This window comes from Thermanaerovibrio velox DSM 12556, from assembly GCF_000237825.1.
Lineage (GTDB): Bacteria > Synergistota > Synergistia > Synergistales > Synergistaceae > Thermanaerovibrio > Thermanaerovibrio velox.
This window is the reverse complement of the sequence record NZ_CM001377.1, coordinates 141,314-154,218: the sequence shown is the minus strand read 5'-3', so window position 1 is coordinate 154,218 and position 12,905 is coordinate 141,314. Positions and strand designations below refer to the sequence as shown.

Below are 12,905 nucleotides of genomic sequence, written 5' to 3'. Positions count from 1 at the left end.
TATCGAATGTTCAGGGGGTAGCCCGTTTGGACGCTGTTAGCCTGATGGCAGGATTCGAGGACTACATCTTCGTGATCGATCCGGAGGGAAGGGTTTTGATGTCCTCTCCCAAGGCATGGGCTTTGCTGAAGGGGAAACAGAGCATAAAGGAGATCCTCCCCCCGGTTTACTGGGGAAGGTTGCGAAACCTCATGGTCTCCGGCAAGCCCCAATACCCCCCCATGGACATCCCCTTGAAGAAGGGCTCCGCTGAGATACCCACGGAGGCCCTGCTGGGCAGGACCTCCGAAGGGGGGAGGGATCTTTTCGTCCTCTCCTGCCGGGACATAAGCCGGATCAAACGGGCGGAGGAGACGCTGGAGAGGAGCGAGGAGCGGTACCACACCATCTTCGACCACTCCCCCCTAGGAATAGTGCACATAGACCACGACGGGATCATAACCGACATGAACGAGCACTTCCTTGAGATAATGGGCACCACCAGGGAACGGCTCATAGGGATCAACGTGATAGACAACATGAAGGACCCGTGGATGAAGAAGGCGATCCTGCAGGCCCTGTCCGGAACCCCCGGGATGTACGAGGGCCGCTACACCCCCTTCTCGGGCAACAGGACCAGCTGGATAAAGGCCCAGTTCCGCCCCATGACCTCCTTGAAGGGCACGTTCCTGGGTGTCGTGGGAGTGGTGGAGGACATATCGGAGAGGCGGGAGGCGGAGGAGCAGATAAGGTTCCTCAACATGCACGACCCCCTGACGGGGCTCCTCAACCGCCGCTGTTTCGACGAGGAGTTGAAGCGGCTGGACACCCCGGAGCACCTGCCCCTTTGCCTCATAATGGGGGACGTGAACGGGCTCAAGCTAGCCAACGACGCCTTCGGACATCCGGAAGGGGATCTCTTGCTCACCACCATAGCCAAGATACTCCGGGAGAGCGGCCGTCCCGGGGATCTGATATTCCGCTGGGGGGGAGACGAGTTCATCCTCCTGCTTCCCAGGACGGGGGTTGACAAGGCGGTCGACCGGGTGAACCGGATCCATCAGATGTGTTCCTCCTGGAAGGGCAGCGGGTTGGTTAGACCCAGCATATCCCTTGGGTTCGGGGTGAAGGAGCACCCGGACGAGGACTGGCGGGACGCCATGCTCAAGCCGGCGGAGGACCTCATGTACAAGATGAAGATGAAGGAGGGCCGCCGGGCGAGGCTTAGGATACTGGCCCACCTGGAGGGGAAGCTGCACCAGGCCTTTGGGGGGCACATGGGGCTCCACCTCAAGCGCCTTGTAAACCTCTGCGAGTTCCTGGACATGCAGCTGGGCATGGGGGAGGAGGACAGCAAGTCCCTAAAGCTCCTCTGTTCCTATCACGACATCGGCGTGGTGGCCTGCAAGGACCTGATCGACCGGGAGCCCCCGGTTGACGAAGAAGCCCTGGAGGCGGACCAGGACCACCCGGTCACGGGATACCGCATAGCCAAGAGCATCCCGGAGCTGCTGCCCGCGGCGGACCTGATACTGTCCCATCACGAGCGCTGGGACGGCGGTGGCTATCCCCAACGGCTCAAGGGCACCGACATACCCCTGCCGGTTCGGGTATTCCAGGTCCTTGACCGCTATGAGTCCCTCACCAACCCGGACGGATGCGCCATGGAGCCTCATGCCGCGTGGGATGTGATGGCAAGGGATAAGGGACGCCTTTACGATCCCGCCATATTGGAAGCCGTCCGAGAGCTGCTCCTGAGGTGTCAGGAGGAGCATGTTAGGCTATAATGCTCCCACCTAGACCTTGAAGGGGGACTTTAAGAATGGCATTTGACAGCGAGAAGATAGAGGAGATGCTTGAAAGGCTCTACGAGGCCTCTGACGAAGAGGAGATACAGCGGGCGGCAAAGGCCGTGCTGAAAGAGGACCCATCAAACCCCGCCGCCAAGGTGGCCCTTTGGACGTTGAAGGACGAGGAGGAGGCCCTGCGAAGCGTAGGGGACCTGAGGGAGGCCCTTGCGGAGACGGTGCGCCGCCTGGGCGGAGAGGAGCCAAAGGGGCTCTACGACGAGCGGCCCCTGGTCCAGACCTACGGGGAGGCCCTGATGCACCTATCCTCCGCCTCCCATTCGCTGGGAAGGCTTGACGATGCGGAGGCCTACGCCAGGAAGCTCATGGAGTTCGATGCGGACGAGGAGATCTTCCCCGCCAGGCTCCTGCTCTACAGGACCCTCTTGGACAAGAAGGACTTCTCCGCCATACTTGAGACCTACGACCAAGATCCCCTTGACAGCCCCTCGGGGGCCCACGCCAGGGCCATAGCCCTCATCGAGAAGGACGCCCCGGAGGGGGAGATATGGGAGGCGGTGCTCGACGCCTTCTCTCTGTCGCCGGAACTGCCCTTCGTCATCCTGGGGCTGGAGGCCCTGCCGGATGAGGAGGACCAGGATGAGGAGTTCTACTACGACCAGATATTCCACGAGGCCGCTTACCTGGAGGGCCCCTGGACAGAGTCGGACGACAGGCTCTTCTACCTATACCTGCCCGCCATGGTGGTGGGGCGCCTCACCGGCCGGCTGGACCAGGATGAGACCGAGGAGATCGACGAGATGCTGGACCACCTCCCCAAGGAGAAGGGGGATCTCATAAGGAACCTGCTCACCTACGGAGGCCCTAGGCCCGACGAACCCTCCGAGCTGGACCAGTGGGCCATCGGCAAGCTAATGGAGATCCTGGGGGACTGACGAATAGAGGGACCACAGAAGATCAAGGGAGCTCAACGCTCCCTTGTTGATTTCCAATAGGTTTTTAGAAGCCCGTCCTATTCCCCATCGGCCGTTCCCTGAAAAACCAAGGGGGCTTGTGTTCCTTTTAGTTTGCCGATCCCCCGCTCCCCATTACACGGCCTTAATGCCTAAGTCCCCTGGAAGTCCCCTGGGCCACTCACCCCACGGCCTTGGAGGCGAAGACCCGGTGTCCCCACCGGTGGAACAGGTCGTAGAAGGTCTCCTCCCCACGGGAGTCCTCCAGCGCCTCTTGGCTCAACACCCAAAGGTCCAGGGGCTTAGAGGGACCGCAAAGGGCCTCCCCAAAGGGTTCTAGGCGGCGGCACAGCGCCGCCGCACCGGTCTCTTCCTCGGTTACCCATACCCACCAGGTAACGGAATCCTGCCCCTGGCAGTCCAGATCAAAGGAACCTCCGAAAACCCTACGACGGTCCCAAAGCCACCGGTGAGCCCCTCCAAGCTTTGACAGGGCCCCGGGGATATCCTCCGGGTCCACCATCACCATGAGCACCCTGTCGGAGTTTAGAACCCCCTCGAGGTCCTCCGGGTGCCTGGGCATACCAACGTAGCAGGAGAAGTCGTAGTCAAAGAGCAGCATGAGATCCAGCTCCAGGGTGCCCGGGCTCGGGGCATCCAAGATCCGCCAGCCTACGAAGTCCCGCCCATTGAAGATCATTTCCATCTCCGGGGCCAGGAAGTTAAGCTTAAGTCCGGGATAGGTCCTCTTGTTACCCCATCGCCCCGCGAAAGCCCCTTTGAACGCCAGCTCCAAACGGTTCCGCCTGAGCCACCTCACCGGGTCCGAAGGCGCTCCCCCGGGCAGGCTGTCCAAGAAACACTCATCCCTAAGCCGCTCAAACTCCTGGACCCCCGATTCAGTGAGCACGAAGGCCCCTTCCCGCTCCTTCACAAGGCCGCACTCCACCAGCTCCGCCAGAAAGGATGGATCCTCCCCAGCCCTTTCCACCGTGGAGAAGTCCCACGCTGGGTGGTAAAAGTCGAACAGCAAGAGCACCGACTCCAAGGACACCTCTCATCCCCCCCTAAGGCGGCTAAGGGTTAACCTCACACCCAAGCCAGATCCGCTTGCCCGGGCCGAGCGTTTAAGGTGAGGTCCATCTTTCAGCCCCTCAACTTCCGCTGGAGACGTTAAGCCTGTCCCCGATGACCTCCACGTCCCGTTCCCAGGTCCCCGCCGGGTAGGACCGCCGGACCTCTCCCTCCTTGAGGACCTTGACTATCTCCACGGCGGAGGACCCGTTCCCCCTGAGGTTCAGGAGCACCCGTCCCTTCCTTGGGAAGAACACGTAGGCCCAGCCGCTGCCCCGGACCTCCTTCCATCCCTGGGGGCCCCCGACTGGGGAGCTCACCACCACATCCGCCCCGGGGCTCACCGCCACCATGGCCATGTCCGTCCCCTTCAGGTACCCCCTAAGGAAGGCCTTGGCGGCATCGGAACCGTGGAGCAGTTCTCCAAGGGCGAACAGCCTCTGCTCCGACGCCTTGGCCCTGATCCCCAGGGCCTCCCCCGCCTCCACTGCCCCCTTGGGCAGCATGGTCAGGGCGAACCCAAGCGACGGGTCATCGAACCGTCCCGCCAGGGAGTGGAGAAAGGCCCACTCCCCCGGAAGCTCCACCTCCCGCAGGTCCAGGTGGAACTGCACCGGTGTCAGGGCTCCCCCAACCTTGTTGGAGACCAGGCCGGAGAGCACCGTGATGTCCCCCGAAACGGCCTCCGGTGGCAGTACCGCCCATCCCTCAGGATCAAGGGGATAGGACTTGCCTCGGTGCTCCACCGAACCGGTGAGGGTTATGGCCCCCCCTTGGGACTTTAGAACCCTCTTCAAATCCAGGGACGGGTGAAGTTGGTCCGCCAAATCCACCCTTACGAGCCTTGGCAACCCCTTCACCGCCAGGGGCACCTCAATCCGTCTCGCCACGGGGCGCATGCCCAGCTGGAAAGCCGCCCTGAAGACCTCCGTGCCGGACATCTCAGCTATCACCGCCTCGTCCATGACTCCATCGGGCACATCTCCCTCGTAGCGGTACAGCACCTCAAGGGTCTCCCCCTTGGCGGCGGTTATCTCAAGGGCCTCACCCTTAACACCCCGGGCACCTAAGGTTCCAAGACCGGAGGCGCTGTAGAGCACGTACTTGCCATCCTCAGGGGCCACGAAGGTCATCCGGTTAACCGCCCCTGGAAGGGCCGGGATGGCGGGGAAATACCCCCGGAAGTCAGCCAACGCCACTCCCGCAGACCCCCAAAGGACCACAACGCTTCCGACCGCAAGGGCCGTTACAACCCTAATCCTCTTCATGATACATGAAAACGGGGGGAACAAGTTCATCAATCCTCCTCTCTCTAATTTGTCCGCTTCAGGTTAAGCTGCTCCGCCAGTTCAGACGCCCCGGGATAAAGGGGGTCCAGGGCCATTAGGGCCTCCAGCTTGGACCTTGCTATGTCGGTCCTGCCGAGCCCCAAGGCGGCCTTTATCCCCACCAGTAGGGGGCCCCTCTTGTCTCGGCTCCCCCGCTGGGCCTCCTCGGAAAGCCTTAAAGCCCCCTCGAAGTCCCCCCGGTTCAACATCCTCCTAGCCTCCGCCAGAGGATCCTCCGAGGCCTTAACCGGGGCGCCCTGCCCATCCGCGGGAAGGCTTACCGCTGGTTTCTTCAAAGGGGCCTCGTCAACGGTCCCAGCGGATCTCTCATCCGGGGGCTTATGCCTCGGCTCCTCCTGGTGGAAGAAAGCCGCTTGTCTCAAGTATGGGGCCCCAAGGCTGAGGAGGCGGCTGCCCACCGCCACCGCTGCCCCCAGGGCGAAGAACATCCCCAGGAGCAGTGCCGCGCTGATGGCCCGCATGTTCACCGCCATCCCGGCCCCCAAGTGGGGATGAAGGGCTTCTATGAGGGACATCATGTCCTGGAAACGATCCTCCCGGTTCACCGCCAAGGCCTTTTCCAAGGACTTGAAGGCTCCCCTGGGGACGCCCTTGGGCACCGGAAGCCTTTGGCCCTTGAGGCGCTCCATGGGGTCCGGTGGCGGGAACCCGGCGACGCACCTGTAGAGGGTGGCCCCCATGGCGTACACGTCCGTCCAGGGGCCCTGATCACCTCCTCCCCGGTACTGTTCCTCCGGGGCGTAACCGGGCTTAAGGACCGCGGATACGCTGACGGTGCTGCGGAAGCTCCCCCGGGCGGCGCCGAAGTCTATCAGGGTACATCGTCCGTCCGGGGAGACCAGGATGTTGTCGGGGCTCACGTCCCGGTGCAGGCATCCCTCCCGATGTACCCTGTGGAGGGCCTCCATCAGGGGGATGAGCAGGTCCACGGCCTCCTCGAAGTCTATCATCCCCCCCCTCTCCTCCAGGTAATCCTTCAACGTCTTGCCCTCCACGTAGTTCATCACCATGTAGGCGGTGCCATTGGCCTTGAAGTAGTCCCTAACGGGCACTACCCCGTCTATGCGGTCAAGCCTGGCCAGGGTCCTGGCCTCCTCCAGGAACCGCTCCAGCCCATCCTCGAAGGTCTCCTCCTCCCCGGGGGGGCAGTAAACGGAACCGTCGGGTGCCCTGAACGCAAGGCCCATGGGGAAGTACTCCTTCACCGCCAGCTTCAGCTCCAGCACCCTGTCCCAGGCTAGGTACGTCATGCCGAAGCCCCCGCGGCCCAAAAGGGTACCTACCCGGTAGCGCTCCATGAGCACCGAACCGGAAGGAAGCCTTATGTCTCTATGGGCCACCTCGAAAGCACCCCCAGTCTTAACGCCTTTACGATCCCGCATGGCATCTCAAATGGCCAACACCACCGCGGTGGCGTTGTCCTGTCTCTTGATACCCTTGGAAGACACCGCCCACATCAGCGCCGAGGCAGGGTCCTCCCGGTCCATCAACGCCGCCATCTCCGCAGGGGAGAGCACCCGGTGGACCCCGTCGGACACCAACAACACCACATCCCCCTTCTCCAGCCTGACGGGTTCTTCGGGAATGGAGATCTCCGCCAGCTCCTCTATCCCTATGAAGCTGGTTATGAGATCCCCCTCGGCCCCCAGGGACGCGGGGTCGCCCCCGGAGGCCCGAACGGCCTCCGCCACCGTGTGATCCCGTGATAGCAGTTCCATGCTGCCTCCTCGTCGGAAGAGGTATATCCGGCTGTCCCCCACGGAGGCCCAGTCGAGCAGGCCGCACGAGAGGTCCACCGCAGCCACCGAAAGGGTGGTGCCGGTGAGCCCCAAGATGCCAAGCCCCCTGGCCCAGGACTGTACATCCTCCTGGGCCCGCATCACCGCTTGAAGGGGGGTGCCTCCGCCCCGCAAGGCCCCCATGGCGGCCTCAACCGCTATCCTGGAGGCCTCCGCACCCATAAGCATGCCCCCCATGCCGTCCGCCACGGCCCCGTAGAGGTTCGGCCCCTCTCCGTAGCCGAAGGCATCCTCCTGATATCTTCTAGCTCCCACTATCTGGGAGCCCCCACACCTCAGGGACCATCACCGCCGGATAAATACCTGGACATCTCCTCGAGCGCCTCCTCCAAATCCCTCATCGCCCTGCCGTAAGCAGCGAAATCGTAAAGCTTAAGGGCCTCCCGGGACCTCTTTAAGGCCTCCCGGGCCCTCAAGAGGACGTTCTTGACCTCCCCTCCATCGGACCGGGGCCCATCCGCCCCGGGAGGGGAATCCTCGGTGGAAGATGAGGCCCTCTCTCCACCAACCAGCCGGCCCACCGCCTCCTGGAGGGTCTCACCCCAAACCACCTGCCCTCCCGAGGAGAGGACCACCCTCTTCAGCTCCGGCAGCTCCCCCCGTTCCGCCTTGAGGTACACGGGCTGAACGTAGAGGATCGACCTTCCCATGGGCAAGACCAAGAGATCCCCCCTTATCACGTCGGACCCCCTCTGGCTCCAAAGGGAGAGCTGGGCGGATATCTCCGGGTTCTGGTCTATAAGGGCTTCCACCTGGGTGGGACCGAATACCAGGTTGCGCTTGGGATACTTGTACACCACCAGCTCCCCGTAATGCTCCCCGTCGCAGCGGGCCGCCATCCACCCCACCAGGTTGTTCCTCCCGGCGGGCATGAAGGGCAGCATGAGGACGAACTCCTCCCCACCAGGATCCCCCATGTCCATGGTCACGTAGTTCGGCCTTATGGGCCGCCTGGACTCCGGCGGAGATATCTGCCAGAGGTCCTCCCGGTTGTAGAAGGTGTTCGGATCCCCCATGTGATAAAGCCGGAACGCCTCGGCCTGCACCGCAAAAAGGTCCTTCGGATACCTCAGGTGCCCCTTGAGTTCCCCAGGCATCTCCGAAAGGGACCGGAACAAGCCAGGGAAGAGCCTCCTGTAGGGCTCCAAAGCGGGATCACCGGTGCCGTAAAACCGGATCTCCCCGTCAAAGGCGTCCACCGTCACCTTAACGCTGTTCCTAACGTAGTTGAGCCGGACCTCTCCCCCACCCAACGGAGCATCCATGGGCCTTGAGTAAGGGAAGTACCGACTGACCAGGTAGCCATCCAACATCCAGAGCAACCTGCCCCGGTGAACCACCGGGTAGGGGTCCGAATCGTAAACCAGGAACGGGGCCACACGACTTGCCATGGCAATTATGTTCCTATTAAACATAATCTTGCTATCATTAGTCAAGGCCTGAGTAAACAGGAGCTCCATATCCCTGAAACGCAGGGCGAAGGCGAGCCTCCGGATCCAGGAACCCACCGGGACTCCCCCCTCGCCGGAGTAGACGGACCTCACGTTGGAGTCCCCGCTTGGGTAGTCGAACTCCCGCACCTTGGTCCTCACCAGCGCATAGGGGTAGTTCATCTCACCGTAGTAAACCGCGGGGGTCTTGAGCTCCACCGGGCCTCCGGAGGGGGGGATGTCCTTGATTATCAGGTCCGGCATCCCCCCGGGGGCCACCTGGTTGACGTAGTTCATGACCAGTCCGTAGCCGTGGGTGAACTCCAAATGGCGGTTAACCCAGGTTTGACTTTGAAGCTTTCGGTGATCCAGCTCCCGGACCGCCAGCATCACCTGCCTCATCCTACCCCCCTCCCAGGGGTAACGGTCCACGTCGGCCCCCAGGAACTCGTAGTAAGACCTTATCTCCTGCAGCTGTTTGTAGGCGGTGAGGAGGGGTTCGTAGTCCCAAAGCCTTATGTTCTTAAGGGCCCTGTCCGTAAGGTCCGCCCTGCCAACCTTGGGGGCCGGGTCCACCTGGACGGTCTTCACATCCTGTAGGCCGTAGGCCTTCAGGGTCATGTCCACGTGGGCCCCTATGTAAGGCCTCTCCATCTGGAACTCGTTGGGACGCACCACGAGCTGCTGGATCACACCGGGCAGGAAAGCCCGCAAAAACCAAAGCCCCGCGAAGAGCACCACCATCGGCTTGGCAAGCTTAACCGAAGGCTTAACCCGCCCCAGGGCCAACAGCACGGCAGAGACGGCCAGAACCGTCCCCTGCAGCAGCATCAGGGGAAGCCTGACCTTCACATCCGCAAACGAAGCACCGTACACCACCCTGCCGGGGGCCCACACCAGGGACAGCACGTCCAAGGCCACCGACCCGGTCCACAGCACGAGGCCCAGGGAAGGTATCCATCTAAGGGACAGGAGTCTGAAATGCAGCCCTTGGAGCCCCCCATCAAGCCTCATGGACGCAAGGGACCCTAAAACCCCAAGGGCCCAAAGCCCCCAAAGCCACTTGAGCAGCCCATCCAAGGCGGGCATGGCGAAAAGGTAAAACCCCGCATCCAACCCGAACAGGGGGTCTTTCACCCCTAAGGGGGACCAAAGCACCCCTGAGAGGAGGGTGAGCCAAAGGGAGGAGAGCTGCACACCCTTGAAAAGGGCCCCCAGGAGGACACCGGCCAAAAGGCCCGAAGAGACCTTACGCCCCCCCACGGATCTCCACAGGGCCAACGCCGCGACGAGAAACCCCAGGGCGAATAACCCGGCCCTTGCTAAAATGCGCCTTATGAAGACCTCCTCGAAGCCTACGGACCGGAACCACCATAGCTCCGTGAAGAGCCACGGCACCAGCAGCAGAAGCACCACACCACCAACAATCAATCCCAGGGGGATCAAGCCCTTGGGCTTCAAGGGCCTCACGGGACGGGAGTCGAAGACCTCCCCCCCTTCCTCCAGGGGACTCCACTGGTTGTCCCCATCTCCGGGGATCCATTCGTTCTTTTTAAACCCCCTGAAGGGGCCAAAGGGGCCAAAACGAAAGAAGCTCAACCCGCAAACACCTCCATATGGACCAAAAATTCCGATTAAGATATGTTATTATAATCCTAAAGTCCCAGGTCCAGAAGGTCCGATAATACAGGGGATCTTTTAAGAGGGGGATTAGAGGTGTCCTACGAACCGTTGAAGTATCTTCTGGAGGCTTACAAGGGTAACCAGGGGGTGGTAGGCCCTGCGGCGGAGCTCAAGGCCATGGGCCCGGAGACGTCGTCCCTGGCGGCCTCTGAGGAGGCGGAGGACCGGAAGGCCTACAGGACCCTATGGCAGAGGGCATCAAGCCTTTACGTGGACCTCGCATGGGGGATAGTGGAGGCCAAGATAGACGCCTCCAAGGAGCCGCCGGAGGGGCTTTCGTTCTCACCGGAGGAGAGGCTGGTCGTGGACTTCGGACACCTTGGGGAGGGGATCACCCAGGAGAACCCCCATTTCGCGGAGGAGCTTGAGGCCTCCGCCAGGCTTGACATATACCAATACATGAGGCTAACGGACTTCATAGCCGAGACCTACGCGCTCATGTTCGACAAGCCCTACGAGGGTCCCCAGGGGGGCTGCAGCCTGGAGGAGAAGATCCGGAGGTTCGGGGAAGAGCTGGCCGCCACGGAGAGCCGGCGCCGGATGGCGGCCTCCATGGTGCTTTGCCGCTGCAGTTTCGTAACCTGCGACGAGGTTCAGGAGATCCTCTCCGACCTGGAGTCATACCTAAGGATCCACACGGAGTTCCAGATGAGGACCCGCCGTATAAGGGAGGCCCAGGGGAGCGAACTGGAGGGCTACATAGAGCAGAACAAGCGGTATGAGATAGCGGAGAGGGACTTCATGGGGTACCTGAGCAGGGCGGAGAAGGAGCTGCCGGAGTTCGGGGAAGGGGAGCTGCAGAAGATATTGGGGCTCCACGACAGGACCAAGTTCCTGGCCAACCTGGAGGTACACCTGAGGAACGAGGAACAAAGACGGTCCACCCGGGTGGAGATGTTCCGGCGCAAGTTCAAGGGCAAGGGTGTGCCGGCCCTAAAGGGGGAGCTCCGGGACTGCGTGAACCACAAGAAGGAGTTCATGACCTTAGCGGCCCGGATAGGCCGGATGGACACGTCACCGCTGAACAACGAAACCGGGCGTCCCATAGGTTTTCAGCGGGCCGGGGAGATCATGATGGACCTCACCCCCCTAGACCCGGATCTCTTAAGGGTGCCCAGGGTGCGCATGTACGGGATACCCAAGGTCATCATAACCCCCGGAAGGGGGCTTGGGGTCTACGACTGGACCGACAACTCCTTGATAATCCCCCAGTTCGCCCCCTTCGGCGGGGAGCACAAGAGCTTCTGCTACGCCTTGGCGGCGTTTAGATGGGACAACGACGAGGACAGGACCCTCAAGGACTCCTACTCCCTCATCAAGGAGAACCGGGACAAGGGGATAAGGGCGCTCCAGGAGTCGTTCTCCCAGGACTACTTCATCTGGATGACCAAGGAAAGGAAGGGCTACCGGGTGCTCCCCAAGGAGACCTCCAAGTGGTTCAGGGTTCACTTCAAGAAGCCCGAATAGCCATGTCCCCGGGGCGGCGAGGACCGTTCAAGACCTTACTGGGGCAAGCTCCCAAGATCCCTTAAGCTCAAGCCCAGGGCACCACGCGGGAAAGGGCAAGCGGATGGGGATAGTGCGTTGCAGCGGGGCACAGATGAGGAGCCCGGGAGCCCTCGGCTGCGGCTAACGGGGAGCCTCAAGGGTATTAAAATGGCATAAGAGTAAGACCTACATTTGGAGGTGCTAGCATGGAAAGGTACCCGGTAGGAATGATCCCAGGCCCCGTCCGCTGCCCGGAAGAGGTGCTGATCCCCTACGGCGAGGACTTTGGAAGCCCTGACCTGGAGGAGGATTTCGTCTCCCTGTACAGACACTGTGCCTTCCGCATAGGCAGGCTGCTCAACGCCCAAGGGACCGTGGCCATCCAGAGCGGAGAGGGCATGTTGGCCCTTTGGGGGGCTTTGAACAGCGTCACCTCCCCGGGGGACAGGCTGCTGGCGGTTTCATCCGGGGTCTTCGGCAGCGGCTTCGCCCAGATGGGCCGGGCCCTGGGGCTTGAGGTGGATCTGCTGGAGTTCCCGTTCAACTCCGTGCCGGACCCGGAAAGGGTAAGGGCCCGGGCGCTCAGCTTCAGGCCCAAGATGATAACCGCGGTTCACTGCGAGACCCCAAGCGGCACCATCTCCTCCCTGGAACCCCTTGGGCTGATAGCCCGGGAGGTGGACGCCCTGTTCTGCGTGGACCTCGTCTCCAGCGCCTTCGGGACCTGGCTTGACGTGGAGGGAAGTCACATAGACCTGGGCCTTCTGGGCAGCCAAAAGTGCCTTTCCCTCCCACCGGACCTGTGCATAACCACCGTAAGCCCCAGGGCCGCAAGGGCCGTGAGGCAGAGGAACCACCAGGGGTACGATGCGCTTCTGCCATTCCTGTCCGCCCCGGAGGCGGGCGGCTTCCCGTACACCCACAACTGGAGGGCCCTTAAGGCCCTGTCCGTCTCCCTGGAACTCATAGAATCCGAGGGTCTTGAGGAGGTCATAGCCCGACACCGCAGGTGTTCCAAGATGTGCATCGAGGGGCTCCAGGAGATGGGGGTTGAGATATTCCCGGAGCGCCAGGAGTACTGTTCCCCCACCGTGACCGCCGCGGTGGTGCCCGATGGCATTACCTGGAGGGAACTGGATCAGCGCCTCCGGGCACGGGGGGTAGCGCTTGGCGGGAGCTACGGCCCCCTGGCGGGCAAGGTCTTCCGGATAGGCCACATGGGCAACCAGGCGAGGGAACACCTGGTCCGTTTCGTCCTGGACGCCCTATCCGAGGTCCTCTGCAGCCTCCGCTGACACCTCCATAGGCACGGGGAACATCACCCGGGGCGGAGGATCCATGA

General features: G+C 62.1%; 9 protein-coding genes. 4 read left to right on the top strand and 5 right to left on the bottom strand.

The features are described from left to right. The first annotated feature begins 26 nt into the window (after positions 1 to 26). Together THEVEDRAFT_RS00680 and THEVEDRAFT_RS00675 are read left to right on the top strand one after the other, a co-directional pair. Positions 27 to 1,766 (top strand): sensor domain-containing diguanylate cyclase/phosphohydrolase, encoded by a 1,740-nt coding sequence (locus tag THEVEDRAFT_RS00680; protein ID WP_006582812.1) that lies wholly within the window; start codon positions 27 to 29, stop codon positions 1,764 to 1,766. Positions 1,767 to 1,801: 35 nt separating this feature from the next. Continuing rightward, positions 1,802 to 2,722 carry a hypothetical protein gene (locus THEVEDRAFT_RS00675; RefSeq protein ID WP_006582811.1) on the top strand — a complete coding sequence of 307 codons (921 nt, stop codon included), beginning with the start codon at positions 1,802 to 1,804 and terminating at the stop codon, positions 2,720 to 2,722. 199 nt (positions 2,723 to 2,921) lie between these two features. Here THEVEDRAFT_RS00675 and THEVEDRAFT_RS00670 read toward each other — a convergent pair whose 3' ends face one another. The 5 genes from THEVEDRAFT_RS00670 to THEVEDRAFT_RS00650 form a co-directional block, all read right to left on the bottom strand. Beyond that, positions 2,922 to 3,794: a hypothetical protein gene (locus THEVEDRAFT_RS00670; protein ID WP_006582810.1), complete on the bottom strand. Its 873-nt coding sequence runs from the start codon at positions 3,792 to 3,794 to the stop codon at positions 2,922 to 2,924. Positions 3,795 to 3,894: 100 nt separating this feature from the next. Continuing rightward, the gene (locus tag THEVEDRAFT_RS00665) at positions 3,895 to 5,082 is read right to left on the bottom strand and encodes a hypothetical protein (protein WP_156787072.1); all 1,188 of its coding nucleotides are present in this window, start codon (positions 5,080 to 5,082) and stop codon (positions 3,895 to 3,897) included. Between the two features lie 44 nt (positions 5,083 to 5,126). Continuing rightward, positions 5,127 to 6,503: a serine/threonine protein kinase gene (locus THEVEDRAFT_RS00660; protein WP_006582808.1), complete on the bottom strand. Its 1,377-nt coding sequence runs from the start codon at positions 6,501 to 6,503 to the stop codon at positions 5,127 to 5,129. Positions 6,504 to 6,551: 48 nt separating this feature from the next. Next, on the bottom strand, positions 6,552 to 7,217 hold the full coding sequence (locus THEVEDRAFT_RS00655) for a PP2C family protein-serine/threonine phosphatase (protein ID WP_040825068.1): 666 nt from the start codon (positions 7,215 to 7,217) through the stop codon (positions 6,552 to 6,554). Positions 7,218 to 7,237: 20 nt separating this feature from the next. Then, positions 7,238 to 9,991 carry a UPF0182 family protein gene (locus tag THEVEDRAFT_RS00650; RefSeq protein ID WP_006582806.1) on the bottom strand — a complete coding sequence of 918 codons (2,754 nt, stop codon included), beginning with the start codon at positions 9,989 to 9,991 and terminating at the stop codon, positions 7,238 to 7,240. Positions 9,992 to 10,108: 117 nt separating this feature from the next. Between THEVEDRAFT_RS00650 and THEVEDRAFT_RS00645 the strand changes: the two genes are divergently transcribed. Continuing rightward, positions 10,109 to 11,542 carry a hypothetical protein gene (locus tag THEVEDRAFT_RS00645; protein WP_006582805.1) on the top strand — a complete coding sequence of 478 codons (1,434 nt, stop codon included), beginning with the start codon at positions 10,109 to 10,111 and terminating at the stop codon, positions 11,540 to 11,542. Between the two features lie 227 nt (positions 11,543 to 11,769). After that, the gene (locus tag THEVEDRAFT_RS00640) at positions 11,770 to 12,858 is read left to right on the top strand and encodes a pyridoxal-phosphate-dependent aminotransferase family protein (protein WP_006582804.1); all 1,089 of its coding nucleotides are present in this window, start codon (positions 11,770 to 11,772) and stop codon (positions 12,856 to 12,858) included. Positions 12,859 to 12,905 lie beyond the last annotated feature (47 nt).

What these genes read in the sequence shown, in the direction of transcription:
- THEVEDRAFT_RS00675 (WP_006582811.1), top strand. Translation starts at nt 1,802, where the DNA reads ATGGCATTTGACAGCGAGAAGATAGAGGAGATGCTTGAAAGGCTCTAC.
- THEVEDRAFT_RS00665 (WP_156787072.1), bottom strand. Translation starts at nt 5,082, where the DNA reads ATGAAGAGGATTAGGGTTGTAACGGCCCTTGCGGTCGGAAGCGTTGTG.
- THEVEDRAFT_RS00640 (WP_006582804.1), top strand. Translation starts at nt 11,770, where the DNA reads ATGGAAAGGTACCCGGTAGGAATGATCCCAGGCCCCGTCCGCTGCCCG.